General features: G+C 72.9%; 16 protein-coding genes. 4 read left to right on the top strand and 12 right to left on the bottom strand.

The features are described from left to right. Positions 1–147 precede the first annotated feature (147 nt). Positions 148–804: a GPP34 family phosphoprotein gene (locus AB0J86_RS16100; protein WP_363857658.1), complete on the bottom strand. Its 657-nt coding sequence runs from the start codon at positions 802–804 to the stop codon at positions 148–150. A 214-nt stretch (positions 805–1,018) separates the two neighbouring features. On the opposite strand from AB0J86_RS16100, the gene dgt reads away from it, so the two are divergent. Beyond that, a complete protein-coding gene (dgt, locus tag AB0J86_RS16095) occupies positions 1,019–2,530 on the top strand; it encodes a dGTP triphosphohydrolase (RefSeq protein ID WP_363857656.1) in 1,512 nt (503 codons plus the stop codon). Between the two features lie 111 nt (positions 2,531–2,641). Here the strand turns inward: dgt and AB0J86_RS16090 are convergent, their stop codons facing one another. The 5 genes from AB0J86_RS16090 to AB0J86_RS16070 all read right to left on the bottom strand — a co-directional run bounded on the left by AB0J86_RS16090 (position 2,642) and on the right by AB0J86_RS16070 (position 8,752). Next, positions 2,642–3,778 carry an MBL fold metallo-hydrolase gene (locus tag AB0J86_RS16090; RefSeq protein ID WP_363857654.1) on the bottom strand — a complete coding sequence of 379 codons (1,137 nt, stop codon included), beginning with the start codon at positions 3,776–3,778 and terminating at the stop codon, positions 2,642–2,644. A gap of 151 nt (positions 3,779–3,929) precedes the next feature. Continuing rightward, positions 3,930–4,856, bottom strand: coding sequence for a serine hydrolase (locus AB0J86_RS16085; protein ID WP_363857652.1), 927 nt, complete (start codon positions 4,854–4,856; stop codon positions 3,930–3,932). Positions 4,857–5,341: 485 nt separating this feature from the next. Then, a complete protein-coding gene (locus AB0J86_RS16080; protein ID WP_363857650.1) occupies positions 5,342–6,103 on the bottom strand; it encodes a succinate dehydrogenase/fumarate reductase iron-sulfur subunit in 762 nt (253 codons plus the stop codon). 19 nt (positions 6,104–6,122) lie between these two features. Then, the gene (locus AB0J86_RS16075; RefSeq protein ID WP_363857649.1) at positions 6,123–8,060 is read right to left on the bottom strand and encodes a fumarate reductase/succinate dehydrogenase flavoprotein subunit; all 1,938 of its coding nucleotides are present in this window, start codon (positions 8,058–8,060) and stop codon (positions 6,123–6,125) included. A gap of 2 nt (positions 8,061–8,062) precedes the next feature. Then, the gene (locus tag AB0J86_RS16070) at positions 8,063–8,752 is read right to left on the bottom strand and encodes a succinate dehydrogenase cytochrome b subunit (RefSeq protein WP_363857647.1); all 690 of its coding nucleotides are present in this window, start codon (positions 8,750–8,752) and stop codon (positions 8,063–8,065) included. Positions 8,753–8,829: 77 nt separating this feature from the next. On the opposite strand from AB0J86_RS16070, the gene AB0J86_RS16065 reads away from it, so the two are divergent. Together AB0J86_RS16065 and rfbB are read left to right on the top strand one after the other, a co-directional pair. Beyond that, entirely contained in the window at positions 8,830–9,891 is a 1,062-nt protein-coding gene (locus AB0J86_RS16065) for a LysR substrate-binding domain-containing protein (RefSeq protein WP_363857645.1), read from the top strand. Between the two features lie 382 nt (positions 9,892–10,273). Beyond that, a complete protein-coding gene (rfbB, locus tag AB0J86_RS16060; protein ID WP_363857643.1) occupies positions 10,274–11,290 on the top strand; it encodes a dTDP-glucose 4,6-dehydratase in 1,017 nt (338 codons plus the stop codon). A gap of 119 nt (positions 11,291–11,409) precedes the next feature. Here the strand turns inward: rfbB and AB0J86_RS16055 are convergent, their stop codons facing one another. The 6 genes from AB0J86_RS16055 to hrpA all read right to left on the bottom strand — a co-directional run bounded on the left by AB0J86_RS16055 (position 11,410) and on the right by hrpA (position 23,086). Further along, positions 11,410–14,856 carry a ThuA domain-containing protein gene (locus AB0J86_RS16055; RefSeq protein ID WP_363857641.1) on the bottom strand — a complete coding sequence of 1,149 codons (3,447 nt, stop codon included), beginning with the start codon at positions 14,854–14,856 and terminating at the stop codon, positions 11,410–11,412. 128 nt (positions 14,857–14,984) lie between these two features. Further along, positions 14,985–15,773, bottom strand: coding sequence for an ABC transporter ATP-binding protein (locus AB0J86_RS16050; protein ID WP_363857639.1), 789 nt, complete (start codon positions 15,771–15,773; stop codon positions 14,985–14,987). Between the two features lie 7 nt (positions 15,774–15,780). After that, positions 15,781–16,785 (bottom strand): ABC transporter substrate-binding protein, encoded by a 1,005-nt coding sequence (locus AB0J86_RS16045; protein ID WP_363857638.1) that lies wholly within the window; start codon positions 16,783–16,785, stop codon positions 15,781–15,783. A gap of 96 nt (positions 16,786–16,881) precedes the next feature. Next, the gene (locus tag AB0J86_RS16040) at positions 16,882–17,835 is read right to left on the bottom strand and encodes an ABC transporter permease (RefSeq protein ID WP_363857636.1); all 954 of its coding nucleotides are present in this window, start codon (positions 17,833–17,835) and stop codon (positions 16,882–16,884) included. A 150-nt stretch (positions 17,836–17,985) separates the two neighbouring features. Continuing rightward, the gene (locus AB0J86_RS16035; protein WP_363857634.1) at positions 17,986–18,753 is read right to left on the bottom strand and encodes a cupin domain-containing protein; all 768 of its coding nucleotides are present in this window, start codon (positions 18,751–18,753) and stop codon (positions 17,986–17,988) included. Between the two features lie 82 nt (positions 18,754–18,835). Continuing rightward, positions 18,836–23,086, bottom strand: a complete 4,251-nt coding sequence (gene hrpA, locus AB0J86_RS16030) for an ATP-dependent RNA helicase HrpA (protein ID WP_363857632.1) — start codon at positions 23,084–23,086, stop codon at positions 18,836–18,838. A 315-nt stretch (positions 23,087–23,401) separates the two neighbouring features. Between hrpA and AB0J86_RS16025 the strand changes: the two genes are divergently transcribed. Beyond that, positions 23,402–24,520: a beta-eliminating lyase-related protein gene (locus tag AB0J86_RS16025; protein WP_363857630.1), complete on the top strand. Its 1,119-nt coding sequence runs from the start codon at positions 23,402–23,404 to the stop codon at positions 24,518–24,520. Positions 24,521–24,686: the final 166 nt, after the last annotated feature.

The raw sequence follows: 24,686 nt of genomic DNA, 5'->3' as shown, positions 1-24,686 counted from the left end.
CCCGACCCGCTCCGCGTCGCGCCGGCCCGCCGCCGACCCCGCCGATTCCGCCGGGCCTGTCGCGCCTCGCGCCGGCCCGCCGCCGATCCCGCCGGGCCTGTCGCGCGTCGCGCCGGCCCGCCGCCGATTCCGCCCGGCGAGGGGGCGCTACCGGCGGGCCAGCGACGGACCGCCGCTGATGGTCGCGTCGACGGCGGTGAGCAGATCGGCGAGGCTCGGCGGCAGCAGGCGCCGGGCGGCCACGATCCGCTCCACGGCCGACCGGTCCTCCAGCCCGAGGATCTTGGTGAGGCCGCCGGCGCGTACCAGGGACGCCAGGGTGGCGGTCCGCACGTCGAGCGGCTCCTCCGAGCGTTGCAGGACGGCCGCGAGCCGCACCCGGGGCCGGGCCACCACGTTCGGGTCCACCCCGGGCCAGCGTACGGTCGAGCGCAGGCTCAGGCCGCGGCTCGTCTCCCGCAGCACCACGCCGCCGTTGACCAACCGGTCGCCGACGTGCTCCCGGACGTGCGGGCGCATGAACTCCAGCCAGGCCCGCGCCGCGTACCCGTTGCCCCGCCGCACGATCTCGGCGAGCGCCAGGTCGGTCACGGGCTCGTGCCAGGGGCGGTCGTCGGTGACGTAGACCTCACCGCGATCGATGTTGATCCGGCCGGCGAAGGCGAGTTCGCCGAGGACCGCGCCGGCCAGCGCGGCGTCGATCAGGTTCCCGGGCGCGAGAGGCTTCCCCGTGAAGTCGTCGTGTCCGATGAGGAACAGCTCGTCAGCGAGCCGCTCCGCGGTGCCGCTCTGGTGATTCTGCATCGGTCATCCTCGCCCCGGCCGGTTGCGTGACTGGTCGGTCGCATCTCGTGTCGTCGCAGGACGGTACGGCAACAACACGCGCTGCTCAACCCGCAGCGTACCGAGGGGTCCGATTTGGACCGGCCGCGCCGGGCCCCGGCGGAACCCTCAAGATCCGCCGACATGCCTTCCAACCAGTGGAAAGGCGGCGCACGGCTGCGATAGCGTCAGGATCATGGAAAAGCCGGCCGACCCGCGGTCCCGGCGGCGCTTCGGCAGCCGTACCGGGACGCTCGACGATCTCGCCGCGAGCCCGTACCGGGCCGACCGGGACCGGATCGTCGGTTCACCCTTCTTCGCCCGCCTGGCCGGGGTCACCCAGGTGATCAGCCCGGGCGGGTCGGGGCTGCTGGTGCACAACCGGCTGACCCACAGCCTGAAGGTCGCCCAGGTCGGGCGCGCGGTCGCTGAGCGGCTCGCCGGCGACGAGCGGTACCGCGACCTGCTGGAGAAGCTCGGCGGCTGCGACCCGGACGTGGTGGAGGCGGCGGCGCTCGCCCACGACCTCGGGCACCCGCCCTTCGGCCACCTCGGCGAGTACGTGCTCGACCGGCTCGCCCGCCAGCGCCTCGGCCTGCCGGACGGATTCGAGGGCAACGCGCAGTCGTACCGGATCGTCACCAGCACCGAGATCCGCGGCGCGGCCACCATCGGTCTGGACCTGACCGCCGCCGTCCGCGCCGCGATGCTCAAGTACCCGTGGACCCGGTCCGGCTACCCCGACCCGCACCCGAGCCGGTTCGACCCGCCGCCCCGGGGCGCCACGCCGCCGCCGGACGAGCCGGGCAGCGGCGCGGCCAAGTTCGGCGCGTACGGCACCGAGGAGGCGGACCTGCGGCAGGCCCGGGAGCCGTTCGCCGGGCGGATCACCGACTGGCAGCAGACGGTCGAGGCTTCGATCATGGATACCGCCGACGACATCGCGTACGCCATCCACGACCTGGAGGACTTCCACCGGGTCGGCGTGCTGCAACAGGGGGCCGTCGGCGCCGAACTGCTCGCCTGGCAGCGCGAACGAGGCCTGTTCCAGCGGCTCACCGAACCGGCGCTGCGCGAGGCGCCACGCCGGCCCGGCGCCTCGATCGAGCGGCTGCGCCGGCAGCTGCACCGCAAGGACGGCTGGATCAGCGACGACGACGCCTTCGCCGCCGCCGTCGAGCACGTCCGCGTGGAACTGGTCGACGGGCTGCTCGCCGCGCCCTTCGACGGCTCGATCGAGTCCGAGCAGCGGGTGGCGGGCTTCTCCGCCCGGTGGACCCGCCGGTTCGTCGAGGCGATCACGGTGGAGCCGCAGCCGACGGTACGCTCCGGCCACGTCCTGCTCGGCGTCGCCCAGTGGCACGAGGTGCAGGTGCTCAAGCTCGTGCACCACCGGTTCGTGCTGGCCCGCCCGGACCTGGCCCTGCACCAGCGCGGGCAGGCGCGGGCGCTGGCCACCCTGGTGGAGGCGCTGCTCGAATGGCTGCTCGACCCGACCGAGGAGGCGCGGTTGCCGCAGCGCCTGCACGACCTGGTCGAGCTGGCCGAGGCGGAGCTGCACCCGCGTACGCCGGAGCGGGACGCCCGGGCGCGGGGGCGGGCCATCGTCGACTTCGTCGCGGCGCTCACCGACGGTCAGGCGGTGGCCCTGCTCGACGCCCTCTCCGGCCGCTCGGGCCAGCTCTGGACCGACGCGTTCGTCCTCTGACCCCGGGCCCCTTTCCCTGTCGATCATGGAGTTGTGGTCGACAAGAGAGCCCCTATATGGGGTTTTGTCCCCGCCACAAGTCCATGATCTACAGGGAGGGTGGATCGGCGGTCAGGCGACGCTCCGCCACCAGCCGTCGACGGGCGGCGGGTCGTCCACCCGTACCCGCTCGCCGGGGCGGGGCACCGCCAGCGACACGCCCCGGGCCTGCGCCTCCCGCCAGAGCCGCTCCACCGGGTCGGACCAGGCGTGCCGGGCCAGGTTGAACGTGCCCCAGTGCATGGGAACGAGCAGCCCCCCGCGCAGCTCCCGGTGGGCGGCGACCGCCTCCTCCGGGAACATGTGCATGTTCGGCCAGGCCGGGTCGTACGCGCCGACCTGCACCAGTGCGGCGTCGAAGGGCCCGTACCCGGCGCCGATCTCCGCGTACCCCTCGAAGTAGCCGGAGTCGCCGCTGTAGAAGACCCGCCGGCGCGCGCCGGCGACGACCCAGGAGCCCCAGAGCGTACGGTCCCGGGCCAGGCCGCGCCCGGAGAAGTGGTACGCCGCGGTCGCCGTGATCGTCAGCCCGGCCAGCGCGACGCTCTCGGTCCAGTCGAGCTCGACCACCCGCGCCGCGGGTACGCCCCAGCGCTCCAGGTGCGCGCCGACGCCGAGGGGGACCAGGAACGGTGCCGTGCCGGCGCGGGCCAGCGCCCGTACCGTCGCCATGTCGAGGTGGTCGTAGTGGTCGTGGGAGATCAGCACCGCGTCCACCGGCGGCAGCCGCTCCAGCGGTACCGGTGGCGGGTGCAGCCGGCGCGGACCGATCCGGGCCGCCGGCGAACAGCGGTCGCTCCAGATCGGGTCGACGAGCACCCGCCGCCCCTCGATCTCGATCAGCGCGGAGGCGTGCCCGTACCAGATGATGTTGAGTTCGTCGGGCGGTGCCGTGGCCGGCGCGGCCGGTGCGGCGGCCACCAGCGGGACGGGACCCGCCGGCCGGCGCCGCTCGCCGCCGAAGAGCAGTTCGCGCAGCGCGTCGCGACCCGCCTCGGGAAGCGCGATCCGGCTGGTCACCGGGTTGCGGAAGACACCCGCGCGGAACTGCGGGGAGCGCTGTATCCGGTCGGCCCGGTCGCCGGCGGCCCGCCCGCCCAGCGCGGCCGGTACGCCGCGGACCGCCCACGCGCCCGCGACCAGGGCGCCGAGCGCCGCCAGCCCGACCCCGCGCCCGATGCCGGACCGCCGCCGTCGACCCGCCCCCATCCGGCACCTCCTCGACGCCCACAGTAGATCATTTCCCCGGGGCGCCGAGGAGTGGCCGGACTCGTCGATCTAGGGCAAATCGTGGTGATTAGAGATTCACTAGCAGGGATTTGCCCTAGATCGACGGGGAGCGGGTCCCGGATCGACGGGGTCAGCCGCCGTTGCTGGGGTGGTAGAGCGGGCGCGGGCGTCGCGGCGACCCGGTGCGCGGCTCTGGGGCCCCGGCCAGCGCCTTCAGGAACCGGGGACCCATGTCGGCGCGGGCCTGCACGGCCGGGTGGGTGGCGCCGAAGTTGTCCGCGTCGGCCTGGCCGTCGGCGAACATCGCGTACGTCAGCACCGGCGCGCCGGCCGCGTCGAAGATGATCCCCGCCTCGTTGCGCCCGTCGGCGAACCAGCCGGCCTTGGTCGCGATCCGGGCCCGGTCCGCCGAGGACATGTTGCGCCGGATGCCGTCGGTGAAGGCGATCGGCGAGCGGAGCGTGTTCAGCAGGAACGCGGTGGAGCCGGCGCTGAGCAGGGTGCCGCCGACCAGGGCGCGCAGCAGGTTGTGCGTGTCACGCGGGGTGGTGGTGCCGAGGAAGAAGCGGTTCGGGTTGGCCACCGGCTCGACCTGGGTCTTCGGGAAGCCCTTCGAGACCAGGATCGCGTTGAGCTCGGCGGCCGGGCAGACCAGCCCGCAGAGCCGTACCGCGGTGTCGTCGGAGACGGTCAGCAGCGCGGCGAGCGCGTGCCCGAGCGTCACCGAGCTGGGGTACGCCCCGTCGAGGCTGAAGATCCCGTCGCCGCCCGGGATGACGATCGCGTCGGTCACGTCGACCCGCTGGTCGAGGCGGAGCTGACCCCGGTCGACCTTGTCGAGCACCGCGGTGGCGACCGCGATCTTGTTGACGCTGTACGCCTCGACCGTGGTGTCCGGGTTCACCTCGACGGCCGGTACCGCCGCGCCGCTCGCGTCGTTGACGCTGATGTACGACAGCCAGCGCCCGCCGGCGGAGGCCGCCTCGTACTGGTAGATCGCCGCGATCCGGTCGGCCAGCTCCTGCCCGGCGGCCGAGGCGTCGGCGCTGTCACTCACCGGCACCGCCGCGGAGGCTCTGGCGCTCGTACCGAGTACCGCGCCGGCTGTCACCGCCGTACCCAGCCCAAGCGCCGTCCTGCGATTCACCGTGTTCGCCACTCGTCTCTCCCCAATCCGGCAGGCCGTGTCCCGCCGGTCGGTGCCACATGCTCGGCGGGACAAGGCATGGACCGGGTAACGATAGGTGAATCCGGTGGGGGAGGGGATGGGTAGAAGCGGCCAACGTGGTCGATATGCGCCAGCCTGGACGGTGCGCGTCGCGGGCCGTCCGGGCAGGCCGCGATCCGGCGGTGCCGGCGGGGACGGGCCGTCCGGCGTCGCCGCCGACCCGGCCGAGGGTGGCGCAATCGCGCCACCCTGGCGCGTGCGGGTCACGGCGCCCACCCGGCACCACCCCGCGAAGCGGCGGCCGGTCGGCGGTCGTCCGGTGCGTCGCCCCGCTGTGCCGCCCCGCGCGGCGGCGGCCGGTCTCGAACACCCGCTCAGGTGCCGGGCGTGTCACCGCGACGCCGGGACGCCTTCAGGTAGTCGCGGTTGAGCCGACCGATCGAGGTCAGCGGGATACCCTTCGGGCAGACCGCGGTGCACTCGCCGGCGTTGGTGCAGCCGCCGAACCCCGCCTCGTCGTGCGCGTCGACCATTCCGATCACCCGGGTGTACCGCTCGGGCTGGCCCTGCGGCAGCAGCCCGAGGTGGGTCACCTTCGCGGCCGTGAAGAGCATGGCGGACCCGTTCGGGCAGGCCGCCACGCAGGCGCCGCAGCCGATGCAGGCGGCGGACTCGAACGCGGCGTCCGCGTTGGCCTTCGCCACCGGTACGGAGTGCGCCTCGGGGGCGCTGCCGGTCGGCGCGGTGATGTACCCGCCCGCCGCGATGATGGTGTCCAGGGCGCTGCGGTCGACGACGAGGTCCTTGATCACCGGGAAGGCGCGGGCGCGCCACGGCTCGATGTCGATCGTGTCGCCGTCGGAGAAGTGCCGCATGTGCAGCTGGCAGGTGGTGGTCGCCCGCTCGGGGCCGTGCGCCACGCCGTTGATGACCATGCCGCAGGCGCCGCAGATCCCCTCGCGGCAGTCGTGGTCGAAGGCGACCGGCTCCTCGCCGTCGAGGGTGAGCTTCTCGTTCAGTACGTCGAGCATCTCCAGGAAGGACATGTCCGGGGAGATGTCCGTGACCTGGTACGACACCATCCGACCGCGATCTGTCCGGTCGGTCTGGCGCCAGATGCGCAGGGTGAGATTCACTTGTGGCTCCGGTGGGACGTCACTTGTAGCTCCGCTGGGTGGGGTGGACGTATTCGAAGTTCAGGTCTTCCTTGTGCAGCACGGGCGCCCGGTCGGCCCCGGTGAACTCCCAGGCGGCGACGTAGCTGAAGTGGTCGTCGTCGCGCTGCGCCTCCCCGTCGGGGGTCTGGCTCTCGGTCCGGAAGTGCCCGCCGCAGGACTCGGTGCGGTGCAGCGCGTCGATGCACATCAGCTCGGCCAGCTCGAAGAAGTCGGCGACCCGGCCGGCCTTCTCCAGCGCCTGGTTGAGCCCTTCGCCGTCGCCCGGCACCCGGACCCGGCGCCAGAACTCGTCGCGCAGGGCCCGTACCTCGGCGAGCGCCTTGCGCAGCCCCGCGTCGCTGCGCTCCATGCCGCAGTGGTCCCACATGATCCGGCCCAGCTCGCGGTGGAACGAGTCGACCGTACGGTCACCGTTGGCCGCGAGCAGCCGGGAGATCCGGTCGGCCACGTCGTCGCGGGCCTGTACCGCCGCCGGGTGGCTCTCGTCGACCGGCTCGAACGGACCGGCGGCGAGGTAGTCGGCGATGGTGCTCGGCAGCACGAAGTAGCCGTCGGCCAGCCCCTGCATCAGCGCCGACGCGCCGAGCCGGTTGGCGCCGTGGTCGGAGAAGTTGGCCTCGCCGATCACGAACAGGCCCGGGATGGTGGACTGGAGGTCGTAGTCGACCCAGAGGCCGCCCATCGTGTAGTGCACGGCCGGGTAGATCCGCATCGGCACCTGGTACGGGTCCTCGCCGGTGATCCGCTCGTACATCTCGAAGAGGTTGCCGTACCGCTCGGTGACCGTGGCCCGGCCGAGCCGCTTGATCGCGTCGGCGAAGTCGAGGTAGACGCCGAGACCGGTCGGCCCGACGCCACGGCCGGCGTCGGAGACGTTCTTCGCGGCCCGGGAGGCGATGTCGCGGGGGACCAGGTTGCCGAAGGACGGGTACATCCGCTCCAGGTAGTAGTCCCGCTCGTCCTCGGGGATGTCCGCCGGGGAGCGCTCGTCGCCGGCCTGCTTCGGCACCCAGACCCGGCCGTCGTTGCGCAGCGACTCGCTCATCAGGGTCAGCTTCGACTGGTGGTCGCCGGAGACCGGGATGCAGGTCGGGTGGATCTGCGTGTAGCAGGGGTTGGCGAAGAGGGCGCCCTTGCGGTGCGCCCGCCAGGTCGCGGTGACGTTGCAGCCCTTGGCGTTGGTGGAGAGGTAGAAGACGTTGCCGTACCCGCCGGAGGCGAGCACCACGGCGTCGGCGAACTCGGTCGTGATCTCGCCGGTGGCGAGGTCCCGTACGACGATGCCCCGGGCCCGCCCGTCGACGACGACCAGCTCCAGCATCTCGTGCCGGGCGTGCATCTCCACGGCACCGCGAGCGATCTGGCGCTCCAGCGCCTGGTACGCCCCGAGCAGCAGTTGCTGGCCTGTCTGGCCTCGGGCGTAGAAGGTGCGCTGCACCTGGGCGCCGCCGAACGAGCGGGTGTCGAGCAGTCCGCCGTACTCGCGGGCGAACGGCACGCCCTGGGCCACGCACTGGTCGATGATCTCGACGGAGATCTCGGCCAGCCGGTGCACGTTCGACTCCCGCGAGCGGAAGTCGCCGCCCTTGACGGTGTCGTAGAAGAGCCGGTGGATCGAGTCGCCGTCGTTGCGGTAGTTCTTGGCGGCGTTGATGCCGCCCTGTGCGGCGATGGAGTGGGCCCGCCGGGGGCTGTCCTGGTAGCAGTAGTTCTTCACCCGGTAGCCGAGCTCGCCCAGGGTCGCGGCGGCCGAACCGCCGGCCAGCCCGGTACCGACGACGATGACGGTGAGCTTGCGCCGGTTGGCCGGGTTCACCAGCTTGGCGTCGAAGCGGCGCCGCTGCCAGCGGGTCTCGATCGGCCCGTCCGGAGCCTTGGTGTCGGCGATCGGGGCGCCTTCGGTAAAGAGATCCATGATCAACCAATCAGTCCGGTCAGCACGGCGAACGGGACCACCAGGTAGCCGGCGCAGAGGGCGATGGCGAAGGCCAGGGCCGCCGCGCGGGCCCGGCGTTCGCCGCGCGGGGTCTGCTGGCCCAGGCTGCGCAGGGCGCTGAAGACGCCGTGGCGCAGGTGGAAGCCGAGCGCGATGATCGCGAGGGTGTAGGCGAGGGTCGCGTACCAGTGGTCGGGCGCGAAGTCCGCGACCACGTTGCCGTACGGGTCGTGGCGGTCACCGACGGGGTTGAGCGTCCCGGCGGTGAGGTCCAGCAGGTGGTAGATGACGAAGAGCAGGATGATCACCCCGCCCCAGCGCATGGTGCGGGCCGCGTAGCTGCCCTGCACCGGGCGGTGGTGGGCGTAGCGCACCGGACGGGCCGACCGGGCGCGCAGGGCGAGCACGGTGGCCGCCCAGATGTGGGCGACCAGGGCGATGCCGAGCACCGAGCGCTGGATCCAGAGGTACCAGGTCCCGGGCAGCACCGGGGCGCCGATCTCGCGCAGCCAGTGGGCGTAGTGGTTGAAGGAGCCGCCCCCGGCGAAGATCTTCAGGTTGCCGAGCATGTGCGCGATGAGGAAGAGCACCAGCAGGATGCCCGTCACGGCCATCACGGCCTTGAGCGCCACCGAGCTGCGGATCGGGGCGCGTGTCGTCGTTGCTACCACGCTACTGAAGCTAGGAGAGCTTGGATCAGTCGTCCAATGCATCGGAACCTTACTTCCGATAGCTTTAAGCTATGTAGATGCAACTCCATCAGTTGAAGTACTTCGTAGCGGTGGCCGAACTACGACATTTCACCCAGGCCGCCGACAGCGTGGGCATCACCCAGCCGTCGTTGAGTAAGCAGATTCACGCTCTGGAGGCCGACCTCGGGGCGCCGCTCTTCGAACGGGTGCGCGGGAACATCGCGCTCACCGCCGCCGGCGAGGTGCTGCTGCCGCTGGCGAAGCGGATCCTCGCCGACGTCGAGACGGCCCGCCGCGAGGTGCAGGAACTGGTTGGGCTGCGGCGCGGCCGGGTACGCCTCGGCGCCACCCCGAGCCTCTGTACCGCGCTCGCGCCCGAGGTGCTGCGCCGGTTCCGGGACGCCCACCCCAACGTCGACCTGCGGGTGGAGGAGGGCGGCTCGCAGGACCTGGTCCGGGACCTGCTCCGGGGTGAGCTGGATCTCGCGATGATCATCCTGCCGGCCACCGGCGTCGACCCGGGGCTGCGGGTCGAGCCGTTGCTGCGGGAGAGCCTCGTGGTGGCCTCGGTCGATCCGCTGCTGCCCATGACCGGCGAGCCGCCGGCCGGGGAGCTGCCGGTCGGTGAACTGCCGGCCGGGGAGCCGTCGGCCGAGGAGCCGTTGGTCGGGAGGCTGCCGGTCGGGGAGCGGCGGCCCGGCGCGGGGGCGGGGACGCTGCGCCTCACCGACCTGCGTGACCGGCCGATGGTGATGTTCCGGAGCGGCTACGACCTGCGGGATGCCACCATCGCCGCCTGCCGGGGCGCCGGCTTCGAGCCCTCCTTCGCCGTCGACGGCGGGGAGATGGACGCGGTGCTGAGCTTCGTCGCGGCCGGCCTCGGCGTGGCCCTGGTACCCGGGATGGTGGTGGCCCGGCGGCCCGGCATCCGGGTCACCCCGCTGGCGCCCCCCGGGGTGCGGCGCACCATCGCCCTGGCCCGCCGCCGGGAGGCGGTACCGACCAACGCGGCCCGGGCGCTGCGCCGCATCCTCCTCGACTACCTGCGCGACGCCGCGGAACGGGGTCAACTGCCCCCGGGCGTCGAGCACCTCGCCCGCCCCGCCCGGCCCCAGTGAGCGGACACCTCCGCCGCGCCGGCCCCCGCGCGGCGGTGCGCTGACCAGCTCATCCAGGTGTAACGTCCCCCGAAAGGGGACAAAGGCCCAGCCATATCCTCAGTCCGAAATCTCCGGTTAGTCGGGTATGCGGGACGGGGCTCGACCGACGCTGTCGTCATCGGGATGCGCGGATTTGTCGCCATGCCGGTTGCCGCGCCGTCCGGCGAAGCGGAATCCGTGGGCGGTCAACGGACCGCCGGTGTTCTCCGTGCCTCGGGCCGAAGTCCCGGCTGCGGGATCGGCGGAACCGGACTCGGTCTACCGCCGCCACCGGACCGCTCCTGACTGAACGAATCAAGATTGCAACCCGCCGGGGTCGACCTGGCGTTGGAGGACTTACATGAGGATTCTGGTCACCGGTGGCGCCGGGTTCATCGGATCGCACTTCGCCCGCTGCCTGCTCGATGGACGCTACGCCGGCTTGGAGAACTGTCACGTGACGGTGGTCGACAAGCTCACCTACGCCAGCAACCGCGACAACCTCCCGCCGGCGCACCCGCGGCTGTCCATGATCGTTGGTGACGTCTGCGACTCCCGCCTGCTGAGCGAGGTCGTGCCCGGCCACGACGCCGTGGTGCACTTCGCCGCGGAGTCGCACGTGGACCGCTCGGTCGACGACCCCGCCCGGTTCTTCGAGACCAACGTGATCGGTACGCAGCGCCTGCTGGACCAGTGCGTCCGCGCCGCCGTCGGCCGGGTGGTGCACGTCTCGACCGACGAGGTCTACGGCTCGATCCCGACCGGCTCCTGGACGGAGGAGTGCCCGCTGGAGGCGAACTCCCCGTACGCCGCCTCGAAGGCGGCCAGCGACTGCGTCGCCCGCGCCTACTGGCGCACCTACAGGCTGGACCTCTCCATCACCCGCTGCGCCAACAACTACGGCCCGTTCCAGCACATCGAGAAGGTCGTCCCGCGCTTCGTCACCAGCCTCCTCACCGGCCGGGAGATCACCCTGCACGGCGACGGCAGCGCCATCCGGGAGTGGCTGCACGTGGACGACCACTGCCGGGCGGTCGCGCTGGTGCTCGGCAAGGGCCGGGCGGGCGAGGTCTACAACATCGGCGGCGACACGGAGATGACCAACAGGTCGCTGGCCCAGGCGATCCTGGCGCTGCACGGCTCGGGCTGGGACCGGGTCCGGTACGTGGCCGACCGCAAGGTCCAGGACCGGCGTTACTCGCTCGACTACCGGAAGATCCAGAACGAGCTGGGCTTCGCGCCGCAGATCCCGTTCTCCGAGGGACTGGCCGACACCTTCCGGTGGTACCGGGAGAACCCGGCCTGGTGGGCCGGGACGCTGGACGAGGTCGACCCGTTCTGCCTCGACGAGGTGGTGATGGAGCCGGTCGCCGGCTGACCGGGCCGCCCGGCCGACACGAGCCGACCGGCCGGGCCCCGCCGGTACCCCGGGTGCCGGTCCCGCCCGGGACCGGCACCCGTCGGGCGTACGGCGGCGCGGTGCGCCGTACGCCCGGCTCAGCTCACTGTGATCGCCACGTTGGCCGACATCGTCGCCCCGGCGCTGTCGGTGACGGTCAGTCGGGCCGTGTACGCCCCGCGCCGGGCGTAGGCGTGGCTGGCCGAGGCGGCGTGCACGACCGCGCTGTTGTCCCCGAAGTCCCAGGCGTAGTCGGTGATCGTCCGCCCGGCCGGCGGCGTCGCCGTACCGGTGAACCGGACTGTCAGCGGGGCCGTACCGCTGCCCGGGCTGGCCGTGGCCGAGATGGTCGCCCCGGTCTCCTGCTTGACGCCGGCGCCGTTGAACCGCAGCCAGTCCAGTGAGAGCAGGTCGGGTGTGCCGCCCACCTGCGCCGGATTGACGAAGACGGCGTACAGGGTGAACGTGCCGCCGGGATTGCTCAGCGCCACCGTCGGCGAGATCACGTTGTCCCAGCCGCCGGTGCTGCCGATCGTGGCCCGGCCGAGCAGCGTACCGGTGGGGGAGCCGGCCCGGAACTCGATGTCGCCGCCGGTGCTGCCGGAGCTGGCGCCGACCGTGACGGAGCTGATCCCCTTGAGGTTCACCGGGCCGAAGCTGATCCACTCGCCGTGGTCGACGTCGCCGATCCGTCGGCCCGCGCGCGCCGTGGCCCGGTCCAACACCTGCACCCCGCTGGCACCGTCGAAGTGCTCGGCCTCCTTGCTCTTCGGTTGCAGCTCGGCGCGGGTCGAGCCGACCAGCGCCGGCGCGCCGGCCGCCCCGCCGTCGGTGTACTGCGCGGTCAGCACCGTGTAGAGGTTCTGGCCCGGACCGTGGCCGTCCCCGGCGCTGCCGTCCGTGGCGACCGTGCCCGCGCAGCCCACGTAGTTGTCCAGCGGGTGGGTGTGGCTGTCGTGGCCGAGCTGGGTCTGCACGACCACCCGCGAGCAGTCGACGGCGCCGTCCTCCGGGTCGGTGACCGTGACCGTGTACGGGATCCGGTCGCCGAAGTCGAAGAAGCCGCCGTCGGGGACGCTCAGGGTCACCGTGGGCCGGGTGTTGCCCACCGTGATCTCCGTGGTCGCCACGGCCGTCGAGCCGCCGGAGCCGGTGACGGTCAGCCGGGCGGTGAACCGGCCGGTGGTGGCGTACGTGTGGCTCGGGTTCGCCGCCGTCGAGTCGGTGCTGCCGTTGCCGTCGAAGTCCCAGGCGTACGTGATCGGGCGGCCGTCGGTGGCGGCCGAGCCGGCGCTGGAGAAGCGGACGGTCAGCGGCGCCGGACCGCTGTCCCGGTCCACGCCCAGCTTCGCCACCGGCGGCCGGCCGTTCGCGACGTAGTCGATCCGGTAGATCCCGGCGCCGTCGTTGGTGCCGCCGCGCCCGCTGCCGGTACCGGCGCCAAAGTCGATCACGTAGAGCGAGCCGTCCGGCCCGAACTCCGCCTCGAACGGCTGGATCCAGGACATGCCGCCGAAGATGCCGTTGATCGACTGGAGGTCACCCACCCGGGTCGGGCCGAAGCGCGGGTCGGTGAAGCTCTGCGCCGTACCGTGCACCGAGAGCGTCTTCCACCACTGGCGGGTCAGCTCGTAGACGATCCACTTGCCCTCGAAGTACTCCGGGAACTTGGTGGGTCGCGGGTTGGCCGGGTCGAAGTCGTAGACCGGGCCGCTCATCGGCCCGCCGCCGCCGGTACCCAGCTCGGGGAACTGGGCCGAGGCCGAGTAGGCGTACCAGACCAGCGCGGGCCGGGCCGCGGGCAGGTTGGTCAGGCCGGTGTTGTTCGGGGAGTTGTTGACCGGGGCCGCGCAGTTGAACTTCGGCCCGGAGGTACCGGTGGCGAAGTCGAAGTCGTTGAACGGCGTGTTGTCGCCCACGCAGTACGGCCAGCCGTAGTTGCCGGCGCTGGTGATCCGGTTGAACTCGACCGTCCCCTCCGGACCCCGGTTCGGGTCGGCGGCCCGTGCGTCCGGCCCGTAGTCGGCCACCAGCAGGGCGTTGGTCAGCGGGTCGACGGTGATCCGGAACGGGTTGCGCAGCCCCATCGCGTAGATCTCGGGCCGGGTCCGGACGGTACCGGGCGCGAAGAGGTTCCCGCTCGGTACGGTGTAGCTCCCGTCCGGCTGCGGCGTGATCCGGATGACCTTGCCCCGCAGGTCGTTGGTGTTGCCGGCGGTGCCCTGCGCGTCCCAGGCCCGCCGGCCGGAGCGCTCGTCGACCGGGGTGAAGCCGCTGGAGTCGAAGGGGTCGGTGTTGTCCCCGATGGCGGCGTAGAGGTTCCCCTGCCGGTCCATGGTGATCGAGCCGCCCATGTGCGAGTTGGCCCGGCCCTCGCCGCGCCAGGTGGGGATCGTGAGCAGGCGCTTCTCGCTGCCGAGGCTGATGGAACCGCCGGTGACCGTGAAGCGCGAGAGGTTGAGCTGCTTGGCGGTCTTGTCGGACCAGAGCAGGTAAAGCCAGCTGTTGCTGGCGAAGTTGCGGTCCAGGGTCATCCCGAGCAGCCCGTCGGACTGGCTGGTCTGCTCGGCGGTGTAGGCGAAGTCGAGCAGCGTGGTGACCGCGAGGGTGTTCTGGTCGACCGCCTTCACCGCACCGGTCCGCTGGATGTAGAAGACCCGCCGGTCCGGCGCCACGGCCAGCTCGAACGGGTCGGCCAGCCCCTCGCTGACCAGCGGTACCCGCTGGAAGTTGTCGCTCTTCGTGGCGCCGCAGTCGCCGGCGACCGCGCCGGCCGCCCACTCGATGCCGCCGCGCAGGTGGGCCAGGAAGCCCGGCTCGGCGAAGGAGGAGGGGGCGTGCCCGCCGGCGGTGAACCACGAGCGGCCGCCGTCGTAGTTCTGGCACCACGAGTACGCGTGGTCGACGCCCTCGTCGAGCCCGGGGATGCCGTCCCGGACCTTGATCTGCGCCAGCGTGTGCACCCGCCCGGTCGGGTTGGTGCGCCAGTTGTACCACTCCTCGCCCCGCTCCCACAGCTCCGGCAGGTCGCGGGTGGACGGGTGCGCGTGGTCCAGCACCTTGATCCGTCCGGGGAAGGTACCACCGGTCGAGGAGAAGTCCGGATGGTAGTCGAAGATCGTGCCGACGAGCCCCTCGTACCAGGCCCAGTCGCGCTCGCTCGCCGAGGCGGCGTGCAGCCCGACCCAGCCGCCGCCGGCGCGGACGAATCCCTGGAGGGCGGCCCGCTGCGCGGCGTCGAGCAGGTCGCCGGACTCCGGCGTGGAGTTGGTGTTGTTGAAGACCAGGGCGTCGAAGCGGGCGAGGTTCGCCTCGGTGAACGCCCCGGCGTCGGTGGTCGCCTCGACCTCGAAGTTGTTCGCCGCGCCGAGCTGCTGAATCGCGGCGACGCCCGCGGGGATCGAGTCGTGGTAGTAGTTCGTGACCTTGGAGAAGACCAGCACCCGGAAGCGGGGCGCGGCCGAGGCGGGGGTCGGGGTCGTACCCAGCAGGAGGGTCAGGACCGCGAGGAAGACGAGCGGCGGGATGGTGCGGTGGCGTCTCATACGGGCGCTCCCGGCGGAGGTGACGGATGTGTGTGGACAAGCGCTTTCCTGCCGCCGACCGCCCCAGACTATGCACTCCTATCCGCGACCGTCAATGTATCGGTCGCGTTTCCCGCCGCTCCTCCTCGTCAGTGGGCCGCGCCGAGCTCGGCGCGGATCCCGGCGGCCAGCCGGTCGAACCGCTCGTCGCCCATCACCTCGGCGTAGTCGCGCGCGGCCGGCAGGTCGACCGGCAGCGTACGCACGATCCGCCCCGGCCGCGGGCTCATCACCTCCACCCGGGTACCGAGGAAGACCGCCTCCTCGATCGAGTGCGTGACCAGCAGCACGGTCGTACCGGTCTCCCGCCAGATCCGGTTCAGCTCGGTGTTGAGCTGTTCGCGGGTGAGCGCGTCGAGCGCCCCGAACGGCTCGTCCATCAGCAGCACCGGGGGGCGGTGCAGCAGCGCCCGGCAGAGCGACACCCGCTGCTGCATCCCGCCCGAGAGTTCGTGCGGCAGCGCCCGCTCGAAGCCGGTCAGGCCGGTCAGCTCGATCAGCTCGTCGGCCCGCCGCCGGGCGGCGCCGCGCTCCATGCCGCGCATCTCGGCCTGGAGCAGGATGTTGCGCCGCACGTCCCGCCACTCCAGCAGCGCCGCCCGCTGGAAGACGAAGCCGATCTCGGTCTGCGCCCGGGTGACCGGGCGCCCCCGCAGCGAGACCCCGCCCGAGGTCGGGCGCACCAGCCCGGCGACGAGCTTGAGCAGGGTGGACTTGCCGCAGCCGGACGGACCGACGATGGTGACGAACTCGCCCGGCTCGGCCCGCAGGCTCACGTCCTCGACGGCGGTGGTCTCGGCCCGCCGGGACCGGAACCGGACCGTCACCCGGTCCAGCTCGACGGCGGTACCGGTCAGCGTCGCGGTGGTGCTGGTCATCGGCCCGTCACCCCTTGCCGGCGTACGCGCCGTCCCAGTACCGCGCCGGCTGGCCGGGGTCCTTGAGGTCGGCGTACCGGCTCATCAGGTCGATCGTCTCGCTCCACTTCGCCTCGCTGTTGACCCCCGGCGCGGCGCCGCCCGCCCCGAGGTCCAGCAGGGGTACGAGCAGCGTGAGCTGCTTGGTCAGCACCTCCGCGGCCGGCTCGTTTTCGGCCAGCTCCGCCATCGCGGCGGTGGCGCCCGGAATGTCCGCCGCCGCCTCCGTCCACGCCTTCTGCGTCGCCCGGACGAAGCCGCGTACCAGCTCCGGGTCCTCGCTCAGCGTCGACTCGTTGACGACCAGTCCGGTACCGAGCATGTTCATGCCCCAGTCGGCGTAGAGCAGGTAGTCGACCTTCTTGCCGGTACGGGCCTCGATCGTCGGGGCCTGGTCGTGGAAGAAGCCCTGAATGGCGTCGACCCGCCCCTCGGCCAGCGCGGGAATCTTGCCGGCCGCGTCCAGGTTGACCACCTTCACATCGCTCTCCGCCAGCCCGTTCGCCTTCAGCCAGGCCGGGAAGGTGGCGTAGAGCGCGTCGCCCGGGGTGCCGCCGACCGTCTTGCCCTTCAGGTCGGCCGGCTTGGTGATTCCCTTGTCGGCGAGGAACTCGATCGAGCTGGGGCCCTTCTGGAGGAAGACCCCGACGCTCTTCACCTTCATCCCGGTGGCGATCGCCTTGAGCAGCGGCGGCGTGTCGGCCCAGCCGAAGTCGGTCTGGCGCTGGGCGACCGCCTGGATCGTCTTGCCCGAACCGCCGCCGGGCTTGATCTCCAGCTCGATCCCCTCCTGCTCGTAGAAGCCGCGCTTGAGGCCGTAGTAGAAGGGGGCGTGCTCGCCGTACGGCACCCAGTTCAGGGTCAGGCTGACCTTCTTGCGGCCGTCCGTACCGGTTTCGCGGGGCGCCGAGGGGCTGCACGCGGCCGTACCGAGCAGCAGCAGCGCGGCGGCGGCGAACGCGAGACGTCTCATGATGGTGCGGCCTCCCTGGGTCGGTGGTGGTGGGTGTGGCTCGGCGCGGTGGACGGCTCTTCCGGTGGTCGGCGCGGTGGACGGGCCGCGCCGAGGTCAGGAGGTGGTCAGCGGCGTGCTGGCCCGGCGGCTGGCGTGCCAGCCGATGAGCAGCGCCTCGGCCGCCTCCACGAGGACGAAGAGCAGGATGCCGATCAGCGACATGAGGAAGAGGTCGGCGAAGAGCAGCGCCGCGTCGAGGTTGCCGTTGGCCAGCAGCAGTACGTAGCCGAGGCCCTGGTCGGCGCCGACGAACTCGCCGACCACCGCGCCCACCACGGCGAGGGTGACCGCGACCTTGCACCCGGAGAGCAGGTGCGGCAGCGCGTTCGGGAACCGGATCTTCCGGAAGGTGCGCCACGGCCCGGAGCCCATGGTGGCGGCGAGGTCGAGCAGTTCGGGATCGGTCGAGCGGAGCCCGGCCACGCCGGAGATCACCACGGGGAAGAAGGCGATCAGCACCGCCAGCACGATCTTCGGCGCCAGCCCCACGCCGAACCAGACCACCAGCAGCGGCGCGATCGCGATCTTCGGGATCACCTGGGCGAAGAGCACGACCGGGTAGATCGCCTTCTCCATCGTGCGCGAGTAGGCGATCAGCACGGCGGTGGCCAGGCCGAGCAGCACGGCCAGGACGAAGCCGATGACCGTCTCGTAGAGCGTCACGTAGCTGTGTCGCAGCAGGAACGACCACTGCTCCACGGTGGTGGCCCAGACCTGGGCGGGGGTCGGCACCAGGTAGTTCGGCATGTACTCCCGCTCGGCGGCGAACCACCAGGCCGCGAAGATCGCCGCCAGCAGCAGCGCCGGGCGCCAGGACGCCTCGGCCAGTCCCGCCAGCCGGCTCGCCGTCCGGGCGCCGCTCGTCCGGCCGCCCGCCGTGGCGGTACGGCCGCTCGTCCGGTCGGTACGGCCGCCGTCCGGCGCCGCGGCCCCCTCGCCGGTCCGGGTGGGATCCTCGCCGGCCTTGTCGGGATGGTTGACGGTCTGGTCGACGGCTTGGTCGGACACGCGCACCCTCCTGGCTTTTCGGGACAGTAGAAGGGATCGGGCCGGATAGGCAAGGCCTTTCCTGTAACGATGTAGGCAGATGCGCCGAACTCCACCGCCCACCCCCCGACGTGGCGCCGGCGGGGCGGCGGTGCCGCCGGTCCGGGTCGGTCAGACCGGTCGGCGCAGGGGATAGGTGTCCAGCAGCCCGCACATGCCGTGCCGGCCGCGCTCCACCGGGCCGGGCAGCTCGTGGACGTCGGCGGCGGCCAGGTGCGGCGCCTCGCCGCGGGCGAGCGCGTCGAGCTGCCGACCGGTCTCCTCGGCCGCCCGCAGCGCGCCCTCCCGCCACCGCGCGCGCCAGCCCGCCACCCTCGGCCCGACGAGGCGTACCGCCGCCGCGTGGAAGTCGCGCAGCGGGGCCGGATCGCCGTCGAGGGTGGCGCCGCGCAGCCGCTCGAAGCCGCGTACCGCCAGGTCCCGCCGGGCGTACGCGGCCGAGAGGTCGCCGCCGGGCGCCCCGCCCCCGGGCAGCGCCACCGCCGCCGCGTACACCGCCGGGTCGGCGAGCAGCTCGGGCGGGAGGGTCAGCACCGCGTCGCCCGCCTCGGGCAGGCCGCTGTTCTGCATCAGCACCACGATCTCCAGCCCGCCGTGGTTCACCAGCCGGTGGATGGTCCCCGGGGCGAACCAGACCACCGCGCCGGGGCGCAGCGGGGTCTCGCGGTACCCGGACAGGGTCAGCGTCTGTACCAGCCCGGCACCGCCCACGACCACGTACGCCTCGGTACAGCAGAGGTGCAGGTGCGGGCTGCCGCCGACCGTACCGTCCGGGGCGAGGGTGTCGTACACACAGAGCCGGGAGATCCCGACCCCGCCCGGCAGCGGCAGCGGGAACCCGGCCGCCGCGCCGGTGGCCGGCTCGGTCGAGGCGCTCATCGTCCGACGCTATCGATCCGCGTCGACAACCGTCAACGCGCGCCGGACGGGCGAGCGCCCCGCCGCACCGCGTCGGATCGCCTCAGCGTCCCTCGGCGACGTCCATCGCCCGGTAGATCCGCTGCTCGGAGACCGGGTACGGGGTGCCGAGCGCCTGGGCGAAGACGTTCACCCGCAGCTCCTCGATCATCCAGCGGATCTGCCGTACCGCGTCCTCGTCGCGGCGGGCCGGCGGCAGCGCGGCGAGCATCTCCTGGTACTCCCGCTGCACCTGCTCGATGCGGGCCTGCTGCTCGCGGTCGCGCTGCGGGTTCTGCGGCAGCCGGTCGAGCCGCCGCTCGATCGCGGTCAGGTACCGGGGCAGGTCCGCCAGGCGGGCCCAGCCGGTCTCGGTGACGAAGCCCCGGTACACCAGGGCCGAGAGCTGCCCCCGGATGTCGGTGAGCGCCGACACCAGCGCCAGGCTGCTGGTCCGGCCGAGGCGCTGCTCGACGGCGTACGCGGCGCCGAGCACCCGCCGGACCCGGTCGACCACCTCGGCCACGGTGTCCACCAGGTCCGCGCGGACCCGGTCGCGCAGCGCCGCGAAGCCCGCCTCGTCCCAGGCCGGGCCGCCCGCGTCGGCCATCAGCTTGTCGATCGCGGCGCCGGCCGCGTCGTCGAGCAGGTCCACCACGCTGCGATGCGGGTTGCGGCTCAGCGCGAGCTTCGCCTCGTTGGAGAGCCGGCCCTGCAGGAACCGCGCCGGCGACGGCACCGAGAGCTGCAACAACCTCCGGGTGCCGCGCCACATCGCCCGCTGCTGTTCGGCCGGGGTCTCGAAGACCCGCACCCCGACGCTCTCGCCCTCGTCCACCAGCGCCGGGTACGCGGTCACCACGTAACCGGCCCGGTTCTGCTGCACGCTGGTCGGCAGCGTACCGATGCTCCACTCGCGCAGCCCGGTGCGCTCCACGTCCGGTGCGGCGGCCGCCACCACCTGCCGTACCTCGGTCTTGAGCTGCCGTTGCAGCGCCGGCAGGTCCCGGCCCTCGGCCACCGGGCGGTCCTGCTCGTCGAGCACCCGGAAGTTGGGGCGCAGGTGTGGCGGGAGCCGCTCCAGGTCCCAGGCGTCCCGCGGCACGGTGACGCCGGTCATCCGGCGCAGCTCCCGGGTGAGCGCGTCGAGCAGCGGCTCCCGGCCGGGCTCGATCGCGGCCAGCGCCGCCCGGGCGAAGTCCGGCACCGGTACGAAGTTGCGGCGTACCGCCTTCGGCAGGGAGCGGATCAGCGCGACGACGACCTCCTCGCGCAGCCCCGGTACCTGCCAGTCGAAGCCCTCGGGGTCGACCCGGTTCAGCATCGGCAGCGGGATGTCGACGGTCACGCCGTCGGCCGCGTCGCCCGGCTCGAACCGGTACGTCAGCGGCAGCGCCAGCCCGTCCGAGTGCCAGGTGTCCGGGTAGTCGGCCTCGTCGACCCCGCCCCGGCCCTGGTTGACCAGCAGCTCCCGGGTGAACGTGAGCAGCTCGGGCTGCTCCCGCCGGGTCCGTTTCCACCAGGCGTCGAAGTGTCGGCCGGAGCTTACCTCGGCCGGTATCCGCTGGTCGTAGAAGTGGTAGATGGTCTCGTCGTCGACCAGGATGTCCCGGCGCCGGGCCCGGTGCTCCAGCTCCTCGATCTCGTCGAGCAGCGCCTGGTTCGCGGCGAAGAACGTGTGGTGGGTCTGCCAGTCCCGCTCCACCAGCGCGTGCCGGATGAACAGCTCCCGGGAGAGCACCGGGTCGATCCGGCCGAAGTTGACCTTCCGGCCGGTGACCAGCGGGATGCCGTAGAGGGTGACCTTCTCGTAGGCCATCACCGCGGCCTGCTTCTTCTCCCAGTGCGGCTCGCTGTAGCTGCGCTTGACCAGGTGCCCGGCCAGCGCCTCGACCCACTCGGGTTCGATCCGGGCGGCCATCCGGCCCCAGAGCCGGGAGGTCTCCACCAACTCGGCGGCCATCACCCACTGCGGCGGCTTGCGGAACAGCGCCGAGCCGGGGAAGAGGGCGAACCGGGCGCCGCGCGCGCCCAGGTACTCGTTGCGGGCGGCGCCCGGCGGTCCGCCCGCCCGGCCGCCGCCCGGCGCGGCGTTCGCCTTGAGCGGGTCCCGCAGCCCGACGTGCGACAGCAGCCCGGCCAGCAGCGACTGGTGGATCCGCGCCAGGTCGACCGCGTCCGGGCCGTCCCCGGCCGCCACCACCACGCCCGTCCCGCCGCCGTCGCCGGCCGCCGCGCCCGTGCCGGTCCCGCCGTCGGCGGCGACCGCCGCCGGGGCCGGTCGCGCGCCCGCGCCGTCCCGCCGGGGCCCGCCACCGTCCCGGCCGCCCGCGCCGCCGCGCCCCGACCGGGTACCGGCCGAGCTGTCGCCGATGCTGCGCAGCACCTGCCGGAGCTGGCTGTTGATGTCCTGCCACTCGCGTACCCGCAGGTAGTTGAGGTACTCGGCCCGGCACATCCGGCGGAACCCGCTGGAGGAGCGTTCCCGCTGCTGCTCGCGCAGGTACCGCCACAGGTTCAGCAGCGCCGCGAAGTCGGACTCCTTGTCCGCGAACCGGGCGTGCGCCTGGTCGGCCTGGGCCTGCTTGTCGGCCGGGCGCTCGCGCGGGTCCTGGATGGAGAGCGCCGCCGCGATCACCATGACCTCCGGCGCGCAGCCGTTGCGCTCACCCTCCAGCACCATCCGGGCCAGGCGCGGGTCGACCGGCAGCTGGGCCAGCTTGCGCCCCATCGGCGTCAGCCGCAGGCCGTCGTGGCCCTGCGCCGACTCCAGCGCGCCCAGCTCGTGCAGCAGGTTCACCCCGTCGGTGATGTTGCGCCGGTCCGGCGGGTCGATGAACGGAAACGCGGTGATGTCGCCGAGCCCGACCGCCGTCATCTGCAGGATGACCGAGGCGAGGTTCGTACGGAGGATCTCCGGGTCGGTGAACTCGGGCCGGCCGAGGAAGTCCTCCTCGGCGTAGAGGCGGATGCAGATGCCGTCCGAGGTACGCCCGCAGCGGCCCTTGCGCTGGTTCGCCGAGGCCTGCGAGATCGGCTCGATCGGCAGCCGCTGCACCTTCAGCCGGTGGCTGTACCGGGAGATCCGCGCCGTACCGGGGTCGATCACGTACTTGATGCCGGGAACGGTCAGCGAGGTCTCGGCGACGTTGGTGGCCAGCACCACCCGGCGGCCGGTGTGCGACTGGAAGACCCGGTGCTGCTCGGCGGCCGAGAGCCGGGCGTAGAGCGGCAGGATCTCGGTGTCCCGCAGTCGGGGACGGTTGCGGACCAGCCGCTCCAGCGCGTCGGCCGTGTCCCGGATCTCCCGCTCGCCGCTGAGGAAGACCAGGATGTCTCCCGGCCCCTCGGCCGCCAACTCCTCGACCGCGTCGCCGATCGCCTGGATCTGGTCCCGGACGTTGTCGCCGCCGTCCTCGTCCGGCTCGCCCGCGTCCTCGTCGGCGGCGAGCACCAGCGGGCGGTACCGCACCTCGACCGGGTACGTCCGCCCCGACACCTCGACCACGGGCGCCGCCGGTGGCTCCTCGGGCTGGCCGGCCTGCCCCGGCTCCTCGACCGGCCGTCCCGGCGGGGCGAAGTGGCGGGCGAACCGGTGCGGGTCGATGGTCGCCGAGGTGATGATCACCTTGAGGTCGGGGCGGCGGGGGAGCAGCTGCCTCAGGTACCCGAGGATGAAGTCGATGTTGAGGCTGCGCTCGTGCGCCTCGTCGATGATCAGCGTGTCGTACTGGTTCAGCATCCGGTCCTGCTGCAGCTCGGCCAGGAGGATGCCGTCGGTCATCAGCTTCACGAGGGTGCCGTCGCCGACCTGGTCGGTGAAGCGGACCTTGTACCCGACCACGCCACCCAGCTCGGTACCGAGCTCCTGGGCGATGCGGTCGGCCACGGTACGGGCGGCGAGCCGGCGCGGCTGCGTGTGCCCGATCAGTCCCCGCACGCCCCGACCCAGCTCCAGGCAGATCTTCGGCAGCTGGGTGGTCTTGCCCGAGCCCGTCTCGCCCGCGACGATCACCACCTGGTGGTCCCGGATCGCCGCCGCGATCTCGTCGCGCTTCTCGCTGACCGGCAGCCCCTCGGGGTAGCTGATCACCGGTACGCCGGCCCGCCGCAGCGCCAGCCGCTCCTCGGCGGCGGTCACGTCGGCGCTGATCTCCTCGATCGCGGACTGCCGCCGCTGCGGGTCACGGATCTTGCGTACGCCGTCCATCCGGCGCTGGATGCGCCGCTGGTCCCGCAACATCAGCTCGGGGAGACGCCGGTTCAGTTCGCGCAGCGCGTCGGGCAGGGCGCGGGCGGGTGGTGATGTCTGCATGTCGTCGCCAAGGATAGGCACCCCCGGCGGCGACCGCCCGCGAGTTACCCGGCCCGCCCGCCGGGCGGCCGACCGGCCCCCGGTTCCGGTCGAGCGCGAACGCGGGCCCCCGGGCGCGAACGGCGCCCCCGTCAGGGTGGGGCCCGCCGTGCCCGGCGAAGACATCAAGCGTGACGGGCTGAGCCGGGCATGGCGGCCCCACCCCACCACGCCGCCCACGACGCACCCCACCCCCGCGCCCACCACGCACCCGGACCGGCCCGCGACCCGAAACGGATTCGGCACCGTAACCCGCGAAGGAGCATGATCACCCGCATGGCCGATCACGAACGCGAACGCCGCGTCGCCCTGCTGCGCGCCTGCGACCAGATCCTCTCCGGCGTCCGCCCCCTCTCGATGGCGGAGCGGCTCGCCGCCCTGCCGCCGCCGCCACCCGAGGCCATGCCCGACTACTACGGCGACGGCGGCCCGGTGGGCGAACTGGAGGAACGGGTCGCGGGCCTGCTCGGTACCGAGGCCGCCGCCTTCTTCGTCACCGGGACGATGGCCCAGCAGGTGGCGCTGCGCATCGGCGCCGAGTGGACCGGGAACCCGGCCGTCGGCCTGCACCCGCTCAGCCACCTGGTACGGCACGAGCGGGACGCCGACATGGTGCTCTCCGGGCTGCGCCGGGTCCACACCACCGACGCCCCGCGCAACCCGGTCGCCGGGGAGGTGGCCGGCCTCGACGAGCCGATCGGCACGCTGGTGCTGGTGCTGGAGCTGCCGCTGCGGGACGCCGGCTTCGTGCTGCCGACCTGGGACGAGCTGACCGGGGTGGTGGCGGCGGCCCGGGCCGCCGGGGCGCGGGTGCACCTCGACGGCGCCCGGCTCTGGGAGTCGGCGTACCGGCTGGGCCGGCCGCTCGCCGAGGTCGCCGGGCTGGCCGACACCGTCTACGTCTCGTTCTACAAGTCGCTCGGCGGGATCTCCGGGGCCGCGCTCGCCGGGCCGGCGGACGTCGTCGCGCAGGCGCGCGCCTGGCGGCACCGGTACGGGGGCCAGGTGTTCCAGTACTGGCCGGCGGCGTTGAGCGCGCTCGCCGGGCTGGACGAGGAGCTGCCCCGGCTGGGCCGGTACCTGGACCACGCCCGCACGGTGGCGGCGGCGCTCGCGGCGGTACCGGGGGCGCGGACCTTCCCGGCGCCGCCGCACACGCACCAGTTCCGGCTCTGGCTGCCGTACCCGCCCGAGCGGTTGCGGGCGGCGAACCTGGCGCTGGCCGAGCGGGAACGGCGCTGGTTCGCGAGCAACTGGGAGGCCAGCGACGTACCGGGGCTGTCGGTGACCGAGATAACGGTCGCCGCGCCGGCCCTGCGGCTCGACGCGGCGGCGGTCACGGAGCTGACGGAGCGCTTCCTGGCGTACGCGGCGCGCGGCGAGACGCCCTCCTGACCCCGGGGTCAGCCGGGCGGGCGGCCCGACCAGCGGGTACGCGGTCGGCGGGGCGGGGTGAGATGGGTCATGCCGGCGTTTGCATCGCTCGGGGTAGGCCCTAAGGTTAGGCGACCCTAATCCGAGAGGTGTGAGGCCGTGACCGTCACCGCCGCCGCCCGTCCGG

This window comes from Micromonospora sp. NPDC049559 (assembly GCF_040676675.1).
Lineage (GTDB): Bacteria > Actinomycetota > Actinomycetes > Mycobacteriales > Micromonosporaceae > JBFAPK01.
The sequence above is the reverse complement of the archived record's forward strand: the minus strand, read 5'-3'. Positions and strand labels throughout refer to the sequence as shown.